The organism is Rhodococcus sp. ACPA1 (assembly GCF_002300195.1).
GTDB classification, from domain to species: Bacteria; Actinomycetota; Actinomycetes; order Mycobacteriales; family Mycobacteriaceae; genus Rhodococcus_F; species Rhodococcus_F opacus.
Genome location: NZ_NSDX01000008.1, coordinates 394,861 through 411,266, shown reverse-complemented (window position 1 = coordinate 411,266; position 16,406 = coordinate 394,861). Strand labels below are relative to the sequence as shown.

Here is a 16,406-nt window from a genome sequence, read left to right as displayed (position 1 = left end):
AGTTCCCATCCCGAGGACCCAGGTGCGAGGGATGGTCCTAATTGTCGACTGGAACCCCAGCGCTGGACCACCGGTAGGTATCCGCCAGCGACGGCGTTCTCCCCTAGGCAGGTTCACCATGCAATTGCGCGAGCTTCAGTGGTTCACGACGCTGGCCGAAACCGAGCACATCACGGAGGCTTCGATACGGTTGAATATCAGCCAGCCGACCCTGTCGCGGGCGTTGGCCCGAATCGAGCGCAAGCTTGGAGTGCAGCTTTTCGACCGCCACCAGAACCGGCTGCGACTGAACAGGTACGGCAAGCTCTACCAGGCCCACGCGTTACGGGCACTGAACGAGTTAGACCGTGCGGAACAACGGATCGCCACCCTGGTCGATCCGGATCGAGGCTCGGTGTCGCTTGGGTTTGCGCATTCCTTCGGTGGGTGGCTGATACCGGATCTGCTCATGAGGTATCGCGGTGTCGCGTCAAGTACGTCCTTCGAATTACATGGGGGTGCTTGCGATTCCGTGGTGGACAGTGTGCGGCAGGGGAAAATTGATATCGGCTTCGTAGCTCCTGAGCCGGCCGCGGACGATCTCGTGTGGATACCGCTCGGGCATGAGGCCCTGTGTTTGAGGGTTCCCGCGGGCCATGCGTTCGAGGGCCATGACCATATCGCGATGACCGATGTCTCAGACGAGCCAATGGTCGCACTGAAGGCTGGACACGGTCTACGCCAGGCCACGGACCGCCTATGCCGGGAGGCGGGGTTCAGGCCTCGCATCGCGCTCGAAGCCACCGAACTTCCCACACTGCATGCCCTTGTCGCGGCCGGACTGGGCGTGGCGGTCGTGCCCGCCGCCCCATCGGGACACCCGTCCGCCACTGGTACCGTCCCGCTCAGCGACCCGACTGCGTTCCGGTGCTACGGGGCGGTCATCCGCAGGCATGGTCCGAGTAGCCAGGCCGCACGGCGTTTCCTGAAATTCGTCGCCGGTGTCTCGGCGATTCCGGCGCGAGCAGACCGCGCGCCGTCCGAAGGAACTCCGAGACGGGTGCTGCGGCCAGCAGTACCTGGCGCCTGGCCGGTGTCGGCTTGAGTACCGAATACGTGTCGTGCCCGAATGAGGGACCGCTCGGGGAGCAAATTTCCGCCGCGGCGCGCGGCTTAGGTCACCTCTCCGCCGTGGGATCGGCGACGTTCCGCGAGCGGCACGTTCACGTCGCAGTCGATCTCGTCGACGGTGGCCATCATCCTGCCTTCACGGTCGGATACGAACGCAGCCGGACCGCTCCGGACGCCTCATCCCGAATTGCGCCACCCGGTGACGAACGAACGCAACGATTCCGTGCCCGCGATCTGCAACTGGCCACGGACGCGTACGCAAGGAGGCTGGTCGACCACGCGCAGGCATCCGCAAATCGGCCCTTCGTGCTGCTCGACGTCGAAATTCTGCTCGCTTCGACTGCGCGGAAGGCGCGGCTGGCACTTCGAGAACTCGAATTGGCGACCCCCTCTAGTCCGACAACCTTGCGATTCGTGGGAACAGCGAGTGGTCTCGCATGTTTGGCCGCGGATATCCGCACAGCGGGAGTCGCAGATGGGGTCACGCTTCTCCCTCTCTGGAACGCTGGCACCGTGGAACTTCTTGCCCAGGTGACGGTTCCGGAACTTCACCGTGCAGGCTTCGTCAACTTTGACACCGCGAGCGCGCTCGTTGCGACCTTGGGCGGAACCACCTTGGGGTAGGCGCTGTCCGATCCGAGTGGACACGCGGTTCGTCTGCGGGTCGTGGACACCGATACGCCTTTGGCGCTATGAGAGGAAGTGCTTTACAACCATGGAATTACGTGAGCTTGAATGGTTTGTCATCCTGGCGCGAACCGAGAACGTGACCAACGCCGCCACACATCTCCACATCAGCCAGCCGACTATGTCGCGTGCACTGGCGAGAATCGAACGTCAATTGGGCGTCAAGTTATTCGACAGGAATCAGAACCGGATCCGGCTGAACAAATACGGTGAGATCTACCGGGCCCACGCGGTCAGAGCAATGCAGGAGCTCACCCAGGGCGAAGAACGGATCCGAACTCTGGTGGATCCTGAGCGCGGAGTGGTGTCCCTCGGATTCCTCCATTCCTTCGGATCCTGGCTCGTCCCCTCCCTGTTGGACCAATACCACCTGGTTGCACCGCTGACCACGTTCGAACTCGAGGGAGGGGCCGCGGACGCCATAGTTGACGCCGTGCGAAACGGCCGGATCGACGTCGGGTTCGTCGCACCTCGACCAAACGCGGAAGATCTGGCCTGGGTGCCGCTGGGCCGAGAACTTCTCTGTCTCGAAGTCCCGCCCGGGGACGAATTCGCCGATCGCGAGTCCATCACCATTGCCGAAATTGCTGGGCGGCCAATGATCGCTCTCGGCCCGAGCTACGGGCTGCGCCAAGTCGTCGACCGCCTCTTCGACGAAGCCGGCCTTACTCCCACCATCGGTATCGAAGCCACCGAATTGTCCACGCTGCGCGCACTGGTCCGGCACGGCCGCGGCATCGCCATCGTGCCGGTTCCCCAGGCCGATCAGCAGTCACCGACGGTCACGATTCCGATCAGCGACGCCAACGCATTTCGCTTCTACGGCGCGATCACCCGGAATTACGGGCCGACGGGAACCCCAGCGAGAGCATTTCTCGAATTCGTGACGGGCCACTTCGCCAGCTCGGATATCGACCGAGAGGACGAGTGACCCTTACCATCAGGTCCCGGGGGGGAGGACGATGTCGAAGGTGACGTCGCTCCACGAGCCGTTCACCACGCGCCCGTCGGGAGTGGGTCCCGACGGGTGACGCTCGAACGCCTTGATCAACGACTCCTTCACGCCGAACACGGCATCCTTCCAGCCGATCTCGTCACCGTCGACGAAGATGTGAGTCACCAAACGCCGTAAGCCAGGCGCAGTCACCATGAAATGCAGGTGACTCGCGCGCATGGGGGAACGACCTACGGCCGAAAGCATCCGCCCCACCGGACCGTCGTGCGGAATCGGATAGGGAGTTGGAGTCATACCCCAGAATCGAAACTCCCCGCTGTCGTCGGCGAAAAGGTGCGCACGTGCCGCGACGCGGTCGTCGCCGTACTGCACGTCGTACTGCCCGTCCTCATCCGCCTCCCACACCTCGATACGCGCGCGGGGAACGGGTTTACCGTGAACGTCGCGGACACTGCCGGTCACCCAGCACGGCTCCCCCTTCGCGCCGAACGACATGTCCTGTCCAAGTTCGATTCGGGGTGAACCTTCCACGAAGAACGGGCCGAACACCGTCGCCTCGGTGGCGTTCGCGACCGATGGATTGTTCATTCCGATCACCTGCATGGACAGTCCGAGTACGTCGGACAGCAGAATGAACTCCTGCCGGGTGTCCGTACACGTCTGGCCCGTTTCGGTGAGGAACGCGATCATCGTGTTCCATTCGGCTTCGGTGAGCCTGACCTCGCGGGCTGCGGCATGCACGTGCCGAACCACCGCCTTCATGACTTCTTTCAATCGGGCGTTCGGCGATTCGCCGAACGAGCCGAGGACGGTGTCGACCAGTGCCTGCTCACGCGCGGCCTGCTCGGTCGACGGGTTCAGCTCGGCGTTCGCTCGCTCCTGCTCGATCGTCATACTCGCTCCTGCTCATCGATCGGGTCGCCCGCCCACGCGGCGGCGAGAAGAGTGCGCAGATCGGCCAGCGCGACCGGGCGCGGGTTAGAGGCAGGAACCGCCGCGATGATGCGCTCGGCGGCGGTGTCGATGCCGTCCTCCGGCATACCCAACTGTGAGAGAGAGTCGACGACACCCAGGTCCCGGCGGAGGTCGTAGAGCCCGCGTGCAGCCGACGAGCCACCGAGGGCGTCCGACACTCGGCGCGCTGCATCGGGCGCGGCGGGGCCGTTGAAGTCCATCACGTAGGGCAGCACCACGGCATGCGTGTCGGCGTGTGACAGCCCGAATGCACCACCCAGAACGTGGCAGATCTTGTGATGCAGCGCGCTGCCCGCCGAGGCGAACGCCACGGCCGCGAGGTAGGCCCCGTAGAGCGTGGCCTCTCGCGCGTCAAGATTGTCAGGGTTTTCGGACATAGCCCGCAAGCCGGGAACGAGCGCACGGAGGCCCTCGGTGCCAAGTGCCGTGTCGATCGGGTCGGCACGCGGCGCCCAGAAAGCGTCCACCGCATGGGCGACGGCGTTGAGCCCCGACGCCACCGCCAGTCGGGCGGGCAGCGAGGCGAAGAGAGCCGCGTCATAGACCACGACTCGGGGCAGAACTTTCGGATCGGATCCGGTGGTCTTGCGATCCCCGTCCGTCTGTCCCCACACGTCGGTGGCTTCGGAGCCGGCGAACGTGGTCGGGACGGCAACGATCGGGATCCCAGTGTCGCGGGCAACGAACTTGGCGAGCCCCGTCGACGAGCCGCCGCCGATGCACACGACCGCGTCGACAGCCTCTAAACGCGCGAGGTCGACAGCAGCGCGACCGTTCGCGACCGGCACGTGCTGGACGACATCGTCGATCCGAGCCACGACCGGTACCCGGTGAGCCATCTCGTCCGCGAGGCTCGTCACGAACGAATCAGCGACGAGCAGCACGCGCGACGCGGACAGGTCCCCCACGGCCGAGACGATGTTGTCGACCGCTTGCCCGCGGGCGAACAGCACCCGTTGCCCGAGTGTGGTGTGGTCGAACTCGATCACAGCCCCGTCCTCGCGGAAGTGACCTGGCGCGACAGCCAGGACAGCAGGTGCGAAGCCACGGCGTCCGGCGCTTCGAGAGTCGAGAGGTGGCCGACCCCGGGGAGGACGACCAGTTCCGCATGCGGGACCGAGTCGACGACTTCGGAACCGAGCGCGAGCGGGGTGATCGCGTCGTGTTCACCCACGATCACGAGTGTGGGCACGTCGAGCGTGGCGATTTCGGAGCGCCGGTCGCGTCGGTTCGACACGGCCGTCTGCTGTGCGATGAACACCTCGTCACCGAGATCTCGCGCCATCGTGGCCGCGGCTTCGGCGACGTCCGGCCGCTGCGGGGCGACAGCGCTCGAAATCATTGTCACCGCTTCGTCGAATTCCCCTGCTCGAACTTTCTCGACGAGGCGCTGGGAATTCGCGCGCCGATCGGAATCGGCAGCGATTGCGGACGAGTTGAGCAGTACCAGGCCTCGCACGCGACCCGTTCTCCGGAGCGCGATCTCCAGTGAGACGTACCCACCCATGGAGTTTCCCACGAGGAAGAATTCCTGCGGGCTCTGCTCGAGTACGCGGTCGGCCATGTCCTCGATCGAACTGCCGTGACCGCGCACCACGACGCTGGTTACCTTGTCGCCGAGGATGTCGGCTACCGGCCGCCACGAGCGAGCGTCCGATCCCAGCGCCGGAACGAATACCAGGGGCACGTCGAGCACGTCGCTCATGATGCAGCTCCGTCGACCGCGAGGATGCATCCCGACGTGAAACCGGCATGTTCGGACACGAGGTATCCGACTGCGGCCGCGATCTCCGTACCGGTTCCTGTGCGGCCCAGTGGAATAGCTGCGCGTGTCGCGTCCTGCGTCTCGTCGGACAGCGCCTCGAAGATGGTCCGCACCCGGCCGGCGGTCGGTAGAACCAGACCGGGCGAGACCGCGTTCACGGTGATGCCCGTTGCGCCGAGGTCTTTAGCCAGCTGCTTCGTGAAGCCGTTGATCGCAGCCTTCGATGCGGCGTACGGCAGCCGGGCACCTACGGTGCCCGAGGGACCTGCCAGGCCGTTGGCGACCGCGGACGAGAAGTTCACGATCCGGCCGTAGCCGTGTCGCAGCATGAGTGGCACTGCCTGTCGGCTGCAGAGGAAGGCGCTGGTTACGTTGTTGTCGAGCACCCGCCGCCAGACGTCGGCGCCGAGGTCGTCGAGCGAGCGCACCGGATCCGTTCCGCTGCCTCCGGCGGTGTTGACCAGTGCGTCGAGACGGTCGAACCGCTGGTCGATCTTCTCGAACGCAGCGACGACGGCTACCTCGTCGGTTAGATCGACCGCTAGCGTGAGCACCTCGACGCCGGACACGATGGTCTCGATCTGCTTCTTCGATGTCTCGAGCCCGTCCTCCTGGATGTCCAGGAGGACGACGGAGAATCCGTCTTCGGCGAGTTGCTGCGCGATTTCGGCGCCGAGTCCCTGCGCTGCACCGGTGACCGCCGCGACTCGCCTCTCAGCGTTGTGCTCAGGCACGTACTTTCCTCACTTCGTGATGACGATGAATGGTGATGGTCGGATGCGTGGTCACCCGAGCGGACCCCAGAACGTTTCGCCGCCATAGGTATCGGACATGGGTTCGAGCGTCTCGGGCCAGACTCCGGGTTCGACGCGGCGTCGGCTCTCAGGTGAGCGCACTGTGCCGTCCCACCCGACCTGCTCCATGTAGTAGTAGAGCTGCATCACGTGACCGTCCGGCGCGACCGCGTGGATGGCGTAGTCGATGCCCGGGTGAATCTCCTGCGGCAGATCGATCAGCTTGACGCCGCGTTCTTCGAGGAAGGTCTTCGCGTCCCGCAACTGCTCGTACGAACCGAGCTGGACGCCGAAGGACAGCAGGGTCGTGTTGTCGCTCAATCCCAGTGCACTCCGGACCTCGAGCGGGAAGAGTGCGATGCTGTGGTGTTCGGTGTTGGCGCGCAGAAAGAGCACGCGGTGACCCTCGACGGTCGACTCCTCGCTCTTCACCAGTCCGAGCGTTTCGGTATAGAAGTGTTCCGCCGCATCGAGATCGGCAACGAAGATGCTGACCGGACCGATGCGGACCGGTTTGAAGGGACGGGCGAGCAACACTCCGCCGACGTCGTAGGTCTTGGGTAGCGTGTCGATCCAGCGGTGCCCCGAGGTGAGGTCGATGCCCTTTTCCTCGGCTTCCTCGAGCTCGCTCGCCTCCGACTTCGTGGGAAGCGCGGGATGTTCGTTGGCCCAGGGCCACATCACTTCCGGCTTGCTGACGCCGTCCCAGCCCACCTGCTCGATGCCGTACTCGAGTTCGTTGGTGTGACCGGTGGGGTCTGGGAAGTAGGTGTGCCAGTTGGAACCGGGGTCGCGGCCGTACCGCTCGATCGTGGAGCCCTGCTCCTCGAGCCACAACCTAGCCTGCACCACCTCACGCAACGATCCTGCCTGCCAGGTGATCTGGTTGACCGTGATGTCGTCCCGAGCAGGGTTGTCGTTCTTGTCCACCCACGAACGGGGCATGAGCACCAGCGTGTGGTGGTCGCTGTTGTGCCGCAGGAAGTAGATCTTGGTGTCGGACAGGCCGTCCAACCACACACCGGGATCGTACTTCTGCAGATCGAGCATGTCTGCGACCACGAAGCCGAGGACATCACGGTAGAAGCCGACGGCTGTTCCGGTGTCAGTGACGCTGATGCCGAAATGGTTGAGACGACGAATTTTGAATGGTCGGTCGTACGAGACACCACCGACCGAGTATTTCTTCGCGGCCATGACTACTTCTTCCCGCCGCGCGATCCGGAGATCGTGTTGGTGATGGAGCCCAGTGCGGTGGAGCTGACCTCCACAACATCACCCGGGTTCAGGAAGAGCGAATCGTCCGCGAACTTCCCCTCGGCGTCGCGGGTGCTGGAATCGACGGCCGTCCCCTTGGGCGTCCCCCCACTGATCAGATCCCCGGGGAACAGCGTCGAATCCCTGGACAGGTACTCCCCGAGCGAGGCGAAGCTATGGATCATCGACTTGGTGTTCCCGCTCTGCCGAACCTCGCCGTTGATGCGTGCTTCCACCGGGATGTCCTGCGGATCCAGGCTCTCGTCGACGACGATCCAGGGACCAACCGTTGCGGCGCCATCGAAGTTCTTCGAGTACTGGAAGTCCGGTCCGAACGAGACGTTATCCCTGATGGACCAGTCGTTGACCAGCGTGTAACCCCAGATGTACGAACCGAAGTCGTTGGCCGCGATGTCCTTGGCACGCTTACCGATCACGACGGCCACTTCCGCCTCGTAGTCGAGCAGGTTGGTCCGGCGCGGGTAGGCCAGGTCGTCACCGTCGGCCGAGACGACTCGCGGGTCCTTGATGAAGTACTTCGGACCACCGGACACCAGCCGGTCGAGGGTTGCCTTGTCACTCCCGTTAGAGGTGTTGTCGGCAGCGGCCTGCATGTGGTCGGCGAAGTTGGCCAGTGCGGCGAAGATTCGCGACTGCCCTTCGATCGGCGCGTGCAGCGTGACTGCGTTCAGGGGGAACACGAGCTGTTCGCCGTCGACGCCCGTCTTGTCGCTGTCCTCCGACAGGAAGTCGAGCGCCGTGTTTGCACCGGCGAGTGCGTCGTCCCCCTGCTCGATGAAGGAATTCAGCTCGGCTGGCACCTCGTGCGCCGCTCGCGCCGCCGGACGCACGCTGTCCGTGCGCTCGGTCAGATATTTGGCGTACGCACCGTTGACGTCGACGACGTCATCGCCCACGACAACGCCGACTCGTCGATTCGGACCGAAGACTGCGATCTTCATTATGCTCCCTGTGATCGTTTGATGCTTGGTGTGGTGGTGCTGACAGACCCGGGGTCACTGCCACCGATTACGGCGTGCGGCTGGACGGATCGACACCCACGTCGTTGAGCAGGCGCCCGCCGTCCGGGGTCAGACTGTAGATCGCGAGCCGAGTGATCTTGCCGTCTCGAACGGTGAAGAAATCTCCCAGTACGATCTGCGAGCCGTTGGCGTTCAGGTCGATCTCCACTGACACGTTCTCCCCGTCGACGACGGGTGTCCTGGGCGAGGGGATCATCTTCCCTGCCTTCAAGCCACCTTCGTACATGCGTCCGATAGCTTCCGCGCCGGAGAGGGTGCCCGCTGCGTTATGCAACAGGGCATCCGGGGCGAACAGGTCCGCCACCGCGGCGGCGTCGCCGGCGGCGACACCGGCGAAGTACGCGGCGACGACCTCGGCGGGGCTGGATGCCGTTGCGTTCCGGGCAGCTCCGGCCGACGTGGTCGACTCCAGGTACCGCGTCGAGGCGTACACGGACTGGTACTCGAGGTAGGGATCGAGGCCCTCGGGGCCGAGTTCTCGTCCGAGGCCGGAGTCCTTGAATCCTCCGAAGGGTGCGCCGAGATCAAGGGTGTAGTAGTTCAGGCCGATCGTGCCCGTGCGGACCTGACGAGCCACTCCGAGGGCGCGATCCTCGTCAACGCTCCATACGGATCCACCGAGGCCGTAGTTGCTGTCGTTCGCCATTCGGACCGCTTCGTCGTCTCCTTCGAACGGGATCAGAGCCATGACCGGACCGAATACCTCTTCGCGCGCCAGACGGTCGGAGTTGTCGACATCGGCGAATACCGTGGGCTGGACGAACCATCCTTGATCGAGACCGTCGGGCCGACCACCGCCCGTCACCAGGCGTGCGTTCGAGTTCTTCGCGATGTCTATGTAGCCGAGCACCTTGTCTCGGTGGGTGGGGGTCGCCATGGGTCCCATGGTTACCGACGGGTCCAGCGGGTCGCCCAGTGTGTACGAGTCGGCGAAGTTCGCGACGGCATCCACCACTTCGTCGTAGCGCGAGCGTGCGATGAGGATGCGTGACTGCGTCGTGCAGGTCTGGCTGTTGTTCAGGAACGATGCGTTGTCCAAGCCCGCGAGGAAGGTCTCGAGGTTGGCGTCCTCGAGGACGATGGCCGCGGACTTTCCGCCCAGTTCCAGAGTGGAACGGCGAAGCAGCCGACCGCACTCCTGACCGATGATGCGCCCTGCTTCGGTCGAGCCGGTGAACGCGATTTTGTCGACCAGAGGGTGTGAGACGAGCGCCGCGCCGGCGTCGCGGTCGCCGAGGACGATGTTGAGGACACCGGGCGGCAGGCCCGCCTCCTGCGCTGCATCGGCGAATACATATGAGTCCAGCGCAGTCTCGGGGGACGGTTTGAGAACAACGGTGCACCCGGCGGCCAGCGCCGGCGCAATCTTGAACATCGCCAGGGCCTGCGGGAAGTTCCACGGAGCGATCGCACCGACGACGCCCACTGGCACGCGGCGGACGATGGTCGATCCCGCCTGGCTCGGGCGGACCGATTCGAGCGGCAGGTTCTCGACGATGTCCGCGTACATGCGCAGCAGAGCCCCCGGGGCTCCGCCGTTCAGTGCCTGCGACAGCCCGAGAATCATCCCGTTTTCGCGGCTGACGAGCGTTGCCGTGTCAACCGCTCGGGCGTCGAGGGCGTCAGCGAAAGCACGAAGCACGGTGGCGCGCTCGGCAGCCGTGGTTCGGCCCCATGGGCCCTCGTCCAGGGCCCGACGGGCGGCGCGAACGGCTGCGTCGATGTCGGCCTCGCTCCCGAGCGCGGCCACCCCGATGCGCTCGCCGGTGGCAGCCTCGATCTGGTCCCGGAGTTCTGTGCGCACCGGGTCGATCCAGGTGCCGTCGATGAAGAAGCGGGTGCGGTCGAGGCTGCTCGGCCGGTCGACGGTGACGGACATAAGTTCTCCTTGCTGCGAGGTCGCGTGATCCCGAACTTCGGTGTCGGCGGGCGCATACGGCCGGCTTGTCGCCTGCACCGGCGAGATCCCGATCACTGTCGATCCTGTGCTGACGTGCCCGTCATCGCAATGCCAGGATGTTCCCCGTCCTCATACTCTGGACGCATTGTCGCTGGTTGAGCGATATGGGAGGACACACCGAGACCTGACCGCCGGTTATTGTCGAGACATGACGGGTGAGAGAAGACGCTACGTGCAATGTCCGTGCGGGGAGCTCATGGAAGGGCGCACCGACGACCTTCTGGTCGACGAGGTTCAGCACCATCTGCGCGAGCAGCATCCGCATCTCCGGTACGACCGCGACCAAATCCTGTCTATGTCGTACTGACCGGCGTCGTACCGACCAGCATCGTCTCAGTCGACGTGGGGGGTCGGGGCGCCCGCAGCGCGCAGAACCGCGTGGGCGCGGGCCAACACCGGCGCGTCGACCATGAAGCCGTCCACACGCACCGCCGCACCCGACGCAGCGGCGTCGACGATCTTCCGTGCGTGAGCGACGGCGATGTCGCTGGGGTGGAAAGCCGTACGGCTCGGCTCTACTTGCGACGGGTGGATCAGCAGCTTGCCGGCCATGCCCAGTTCGATGGCATAGCGGACGTCGTCGGCGAGAACCGCACCGTCGTTCAGTGCCGTCGTCACCCCGTCCACCGGTCCCGGCTTGTTCGCCACTCGTGACGCGAGCACCAGCTGTGACCGAGCGTGGAGCATCGCGATACGCGTTGGTTCCGCGCCGAGATCCACGGCGTAGTCCAGATGGCCGAACGCCAGCCGTGCAACGCCCGGGTCGGCGGCAATCACTCCCGACCGGTCCACACCGACCGCGGATTCGATCAGCGCGATGACGGGGCACCGGAGTCGCTGGCGGAGATCGAGATACCGGACGGAATCGTCCGCCTTGGGGACCATGACAGCGGTGAGTCCCGGCAGATCCGACAGTGCATCCACGTCGCCGATGTGCTCGGGGTCGCCCACCGAGTTCACGCGCACGCATGCGCGTCCGCCCTCGGACAACCACCGCACGACCTCGGTTCGCGCTGTGGCCTTGTCTCCTCGTGCCACCGAGTCCTCGAGATCGAGGACTATGACGTCCGCCCCGGTGGCGAGCGCCTTGTCGAACCGGTCGCTGCGGTTCCCGGGAACGAACAGAAACGTCGTGGCCTCCTGCACTCGCGCCGTGGTCTCCGCGAGCGCGGAGACACTTGTCGACACGGTCAGAACCCCGCCGGAACCGTGGATTCGGGTGCGATCCCGAACTCCGCCAGAATCGCCTCGGTGTGCTGCCCAACGTCCGGGATCGGACCCATGACGGGGGTCGAATCGGACATGGTGACGGGTGGAATCAGGGCGCGCAACTCCCCGACCGGCGACTGGTAGGTGCGCCACCTGCCCCGCGCTTCGAGCTGCGGATGCTCCGCGAGACCGTCCATGGTGCGCAGCAGAGCGTTGGCGATACCCGACACTTCCAGTAGCTCGGCCACCCGCTCGGCCGTGAAGGCTTGGAAGACCCCCTCGATAACGGCGCGCAACTCCGCGTTGTGCTCGACACGCAGGGAGTTGCGCACGAAGCGCTCGTCTCGCGCCAGCTCCGGCGATCCGAGGAAGGTGCAGAACGTCGCCCATTCCCGTTCGTTCTGGATGCCGAGGAAGACCTGGTTGCCGTCGCCGCACGTGAAGGGACCGTATGGAGCAATCGCCGCGTGCCGGGCTCCGGTGCGGGAGGGGGACGCGCCCCCGTATATCGCGTAGTTCAGCGGAAAGCCCATCCACTCCGACAACGCTTCGAGCATCGACACCTCGATCGTGGCGCCCTCGCCGGTGCGCTCCCGTTTAATCACGGCGGTGAGCACACCCGAATACGCGTACATTCCCGACGCGATGTCGGCGATGGAGATACCGACCTTGGACGGTTCGTCCTCGGTACCGGTGATGGATACCAGGCCAGCTTCGCACTGGACGAGCAGGTCGTACGCCTTCTTCGACGAGTACGGCCCACCCGTTCCGTAACCCGAAATGGACACGTGGATCAACCGCGGATTCCGAGCACGGAGCTCCTCGGCGCCCAACCCCAGCCGATCCGCCGCCCCGGGGGCGAGGTTCTGAACAAAAACGTCGGCCCGGTCGACCAAAGCCTGCACCGCTTCTCGGCCCTCCGCACTCTTCAGATCCAGGGCCACGGACTCTTTGGACCGGTTCAACCACACGAAATGACTGGCGAGGCCGTTGACGGTCTCGTCGTAGCCTCGCGCGAAATCACCGACGACCGGTCGTTCGATTTTGATGACGCGCGCGCCGAGGTCGGCCAATTGTCGTGTGGCGAAGGGAGCGGCGACGGCCTGCTCCAACGACACGATCGTGAGTCCATCAAGAGGATTCATGTTGCAGTTCTTTCGTTTCGAGTGGCGTCCGAGGCGGCGCGTCCTACACGGACGAGAGCAGAGACGGACTTTCGAGGGTCTTGGTGAAGTACAGAACTTCTGCGGCGAATTCTGGGTCGCGAGACATGCGCCGGAACATCTCGAGGTCCTGGTCGCGCGTGACGGGATCCGACGAGTGGAAGAGCAGCTTCTTGTTCGACGATGCGCGCGGACTCGCCTTGTCCACGAACGCGGCCCGACGCTGGTCCGCGTACGCGGTCAACACCTCGTCGTCGGCGCGGTGCTGCGCCACTGCCCCGAGGCCCTCGATGAGCGCGTAGGAATCGAACAAGCCCATGGTCAGCCCCAGTCCGCCTGTGGGATTGGTCGCATGCGCGGCGTCGCCGGCAAGAAGCACCCTGCCGGCTCGAAACGACGACGCGGAACGCTGGTGCATCCGATACGGCGATGCCGCGACCACCTCGGTCCGGGCGGCCACTTCGGGTCCGAACACGGCGGACAGGAACCGCGGCATGCGTTCGTCGATGGAATCGGCCGGAAGCGAGGCATCCTCCATATAGGTGTAGCGCCACATCCCGTGATCGCCGGACTCGTCGATCTTCGCGATGATTGCCCCGTAGACATCGTCGACGTAGAACGTCGACTGGGCCCAGCCGTCGCGGTCGTCCGGGAAGCGGACGTTCGTCGCCACGAAGCGCTCCGGCCACGTCATACCTTCGAAGCCCAGGTCTAACGTGCGTCGAACGGCCGAGCTCGCACCGTCCGCTCCGACCAGCCACTGCGACCGGAGAACCGTGTCGCCGTCCACGCCGCGCACGGAGACGGTCACGCCCGACTCGTCCTGATCGATGCCGGTGACCTCGTGGTCCCACAGCACCCGCGCGTTGGCGAACGTGTCGAGCTCCTCGAGGATGACTTTGGCGAGCGCACCCTGCCCCAGATGCAGGTTGTACGGTCGTTCGACCTTGCCGTTCAGGGCAGCAAGCCCGTAGGAGATGATCTCCCCGGTGTCTCGAACCCGATATGCATAGTCCTGCTTGAGGAAGCCCGCCCCACATGCCTTCTCCAACAGGCCGAGCCGTGACAGACCGTCCAGCGTCGACCAGTGGTAGACGATCGCTCGCGGTGTGTCCTGCAACGCGGGCGCACGCTCGACCACCGATACACTGATTCCGTGCTGGGCCAAACCCAGCGCGGTCAGCAAACCGGTCGGCCCGGCTCCGACGATTGTTACCTGCTGGTCTTCTTGCACGATTCCTCCGTACTGCGTTCACGACAACTCTGGGCTGTCGCTCCGATGTTCACGATCCTTTACTCGGCCCCGTAAGGCCAATACCATTGCAGCACCGTTGCCATACACTTGGCGCATGGACATCCGGAGCGTCAAATACTTTCTGGCCGTCGCGGATGCGGGGTCCATCACCGAGGCGGCGCGCATTCTGCACCTCTCGCAACCGCCTCTCAGCAGCGCGATGACGAAGCTGGAGGCCGAGCTCGACGTTCGCCTGCTGGACCGGCACCCTCGCGGTATCGCCCTGACCGATGCGGGCCGCTATCTGCAAAGCGCCGGCCGGCGGCTCGTCGCCGAAGAACAGAGAATCACCTCCGCGCTTCGGTCAATGGGGCAGGGCCTCGAGGGCGATCTTCGGATCGGCGCGGAGCCGATCGGGATGTGGCGGGTCGTCAGTGCCGCAGTTGCGGTCTTCCTCGCCGAACACCCGCGCATCACACTGGAGCTCACCGATGCCAATCCCCAAGTGCTGCTGGAGAACCTGGCTACCGGGTATCTCGACCTCGCTGTCGTGCCCGTTCTCGCCGAGGAGCCGCTGCCGACGATCAACGATGTCGCGTTCTCCATGACGATCATCGCCCACTCGTCGCTGACTCTCGTCGTGCCGCGCTCATCGTGGCTCGCGACGCAGGACCGAGTGCACCTGTCCGACCTCCGACACGAACGGTGGGTCCTTCCGTCGCGGTTACCGGGCGCACGGAGCTTGTCCCGGCTGCTGGACGACCGGTTCGCAACAGCAGGAGGCAGCCCGGCGTCGGTGATATCCGTGCCTACCGTCGAAACGGCCGCCAGTCTCGTTACTGCCGGTGTCGGGGTGTCCGTTCTGAGTCGCGAGCTGGCCGAACAGCATCCCGGCGTGGCGAAAGTTGCCGTCGAAGAGGGATGGCCGGACCTTCCGCTCGGCGTGGTGAGCCGCCGAGACGGCGTCATCACCCCCGTCGCCGAACGGTTCGGCGACATTATCCGGAACCTCGATAACCACGACCCCACCAGCCCGGATCAGACGAGCGAGGACCCGACGGGTAGCATTCCCTGAACTGTGTCCCAGCGGGTTTCGCGTCGCAGCATCGCCCGAATCCTGACGAATTCCGCGCGACGTTCGAATGCCAACACTCCGGTCACGGTGTCGCCGAGCTTGTACACGAACAGCGAACCGCCCGGTTCCTTACTCGCGACGATCTCCTCGGCACCGGTCAGAAACCCTGAGAACTGGATGCGGACACCGTGTTGATCCGACCAGAAGTACGGAACGGTGACGCATTCCACGGGCGGCAGCCCGGACACCGTATTGGCAGCATTCGTTCCCGCGACACGCCCCTGCTCCGCAGCGTTGGTCCAGTGCTCGACGCGCATCGAGGTACCGAACCGACCGTTCGGCCAGCGCACGAGGTCACCGGCCGCGTACACACGATCCGCTGCGCGCAAGTGCGCGTCGCACTCCACACCGTTGTTCAGGGTTATTCCGGAATTCTCCAGCCATTCGGTCGACGGGCGCACGCCGATACCGACGAGGATGACGTCCGCGGGTACGGTGTCACCCCCGGCGAGACGGAGCACGCGGCCATCCGAACTGTCCTCGACGCCGACGACCGCGTCACCTAGGCGCAGTGTCACTCCCGACTCACGGTGCAGGGCTGCATAAGCCGCCGCAACCTGGTCGCCGAAGCGCCCGAGGGGTTTCTCCGCGAGGTCGACGATCGTGACATCGCGGCCGTCCTTGACCAACGTCGCCGCGAACTCGCCGCCGATGAATCCGGCTCCGATCACAGCGACTGACTTGGTGTGATCGGACACCGCGGCACGCAAGGCTTGTGCATCCTGGAATCGCCTGAGCGCGAACACGTCCGGCAGCCCGCGGAACATCTCCGGGAAGATGGGATCGCACCCGGTGGTGATGACGACGGCTCCATACTCGACCTCGCCGTTCGACGTGACGACGCGGCGTCCCGCCACGTCCAGTGCGGTGGCACGGGTGTTCAGAGCGAACTCGACCCCCCGTGCGCGCAGATCCGCCACGGACGGATACGTCAACGCCGCGAGATCCAGGTCGTCGCCGAGCCCGATCTTCGAGAGCGGAGGACGCTCGTATGGGGGATGCGCTTCGTCGCTGACGATGGTGACGCCGAGGTCGGGCGCATGCCGGGTAACGGTCTCGGCCGCGCGGATAGCGGCGACCGATCCTCCGACGATGAGGACGTCCGTTGTGGTGGACATA

14 protein-coding genes and 1 pseudogene are annotated in these 16,406 nt (G+C 65.0%); 3 read left to right on the top strand and 12 right to left on the bottom strand.

Annotated elements, in window-relative coordinates:
• Positions 1 to 118 precede the first annotated feature (118 nt).
• Both CJ177_RS34940 and CJ177_RS34935 read left to right on the top strand, forming a co-directional pair.
• On the top strand, positions 119 to 1,084 hold the full coding sequence (locus tag CJ177_RS34940) for a LysR family transcriptional regulator (protein WP_095869839.1): 966 nt from the start codon (positions 119 to 121) through the stop codon (positions 1,082 to 1,084).
• A gap of 666 nt (positions 1,085 to 1,750) precedes the next feature.
• Positions 1,751 to 2,728: a LysR family transcriptional regulator gene (locus CJ177_RS34935; RefSeq protein ID WP_241031738.1), complete on the top strand. Its 978-nt coding sequence runs from the start codon at positions 1,751 to 1,753 to the stop codon at positions 2,726 to 2,728.
• Positions 2,729 to 2,737: 9 nt separating this feature from the next.
• Here the strand turns inward: CJ177_RS34935 and CJ177_RS34930 are convergent, their stop codons facing one another.
• The 11 genes and pseudogenes from CJ177_RS34930 to CJ177_RS34880 form a co-directional block, all read right to left on the bottom strand.
• The gene (locus CJ177_RS34930) at positions 2,738 to 3,646 is read right to left on the bottom strand and encodes a dioxygenase (protein WP_095869837.1); all 909 of its coding nucleotides are present in this window, start codon (positions 3,644 to 3,646) and stop codon (positions 2,738 to 2,740) included.
• Positions 3,643 to 4,716 (bottom strand): maleylacetate reductase, encoded by a 1,074-nt coding sequence (locus CJ177_RS34925; RefSeq protein WP_095869836.1) that lies wholly within the window; start codon positions 4,714 to 4,716, stop codon positions 3,643 to 3,645. Before CJ177_RS34925 ends, CJ177_RS34930 begins: the two co-directional genes overlap by 4 nt.
• Positions 4,713 to 5,432, bottom strand: coding sequence for an alpha/beta fold hydrolase (locus CJ177_RS34920; RefSeq protein WP_241031739.1), 720 nt, complete (start codon positions 5,430 to 5,432; stop codon positions 4,713 to 4,715). Before CJ177_RS34920 ends, CJ177_RS34925 begins: the two co-directional genes overlap by 4 nt.
• Positions 5,429 to 6,226, bottom strand: a complete 798-nt coding sequence (locus tag CJ177_RS34915) for an SDR family NAD(P)-dependent oxidoreductase (protein WP_095869835.1) — start codon at positions 6,224 to 6,226, stop codon at positions 5,429 to 5,431. Before CJ177_RS34915 ends, CJ177_RS34920 begins: the two co-directional genes overlap by 4 nt.
• A gap of 51 nt (positions 6,227 to 6,277) precedes the next feature.
• Complete coding sequence (locus tag CJ177_RS34910; RefSeq protein ID WP_095869834.1) at positions 6,278 to 7,483, bottom strand: VOC family protein; 1,206 nt, start codon at positions 7,481 to 7,483, stop codon at positions 6,278 to 6,280.
• Positions 7,484 to 7,485: 2 nt separating this feature from the next.
• Positions 7,486 to 8,505, bottom strand: a complete 1,020-nt coding sequence (locus CJ177_RS34905) for a fumarylacetoacetate hydrolase family protein (protein WP_095869833.1) — start codon at positions 8,503 to 8,505, stop codon at positions 7,486 to 7,488.
• A gap of 67 nt (positions 8,506 to 8,572) precedes the next feature.
• Positions 8,573 to 8,998, bottom strand: a complete 426-nt coding sequence (locus CJ177_RS48725) for a nuclear transport factor 2 family protein (RefSeq protein WP_240960383.1) — start codon at positions 8,996 to 8,998, stop codon at positions 8,573 to 8,575.
• Positions 8,990 to 10,465: pseudogene (locus tag CJ177_RS34900) on the bottom strand (aldehyde dehydrogenase); the annotation flags it as partial. The pseudogene CJ177_RS34900 and the gene CJ177_RS48725, both read right to left, overlap by 9 nt.
• Before the next feature lie 414 nt (positions 10,466 to 10,879).
• Positions 10,880 to 11,734 carry a CoA ester lyase gene (locus tag CJ177_RS34890; protein ID WP_241031741.1) on the bottom strand — a complete coding sequence of 285 codons (855 nt, stop codon included), beginning with the start codon at positions 11,732 to 11,734 and terminating at the stop codon, positions 10,880 to 10,882.
• Positions 11,735 to 11,736: 2 nt separating this feature from the next.
• Positions 11,737 to 12,900: a CaiB/BaiF CoA-transferase family protein gene (locus CJ177_RS34885; protein WP_095869831.1), complete on the bottom strand. Its 1,164-nt coding sequence runs from the start codon at positions 12,898 to 12,900 to the stop codon at positions 11,737 to 11,739.
• A gap of 43 nt (positions 12,901 to 12,943) precedes the next feature.
• Positions 12,944 to 14,152, bottom strand: a complete 1,209-nt coding sequence (locus CJ177_RS34880) for an NAD(P)/FAD-dependent oxidoreductase (protein WP_095869830.1) — start codon at positions 14,150 to 14,152, stop codon at positions 12,944 to 12,946.
• A 115-nt stretch (positions 14,153 to 14,267) separates the two neighbouring features.
• Between CJ177_RS34880 and CJ177_RS34875 the strand changes: the two genes are divergently transcribed.
• The gene (locus tag CJ177_RS34875; protein WP_095869829.1) at positions 14,268 to 15,227 is read left to right on the top strand and encodes a LysR family transcriptional regulator; all 960 of its coding nucleotides are present in this window, start codon (positions 14,268 to 14,270) and stop codon (positions 15,225 to 15,227) included.
• Here CJ177_RS34875 and CJ177_RS34870 read toward each other — a convergent pair.
• Positions 15,191 to 16,405: an NAD(P)/FAD-dependent oxidoreductase gene (locus CJ177_RS34870; RefSeq protein WP_095869995.1), complete on the bottom strand. Its 1,215-nt coding sequence runs from the start codon at positions 16,403 to 16,405 to the stop codon at positions 15,191 to 15,193. The genes CJ177_RS34875 and CJ177_RS34870 overlap by 37 nt on opposite strands.
• Position 16,406 lies beyond the last annotated feature (1 nt).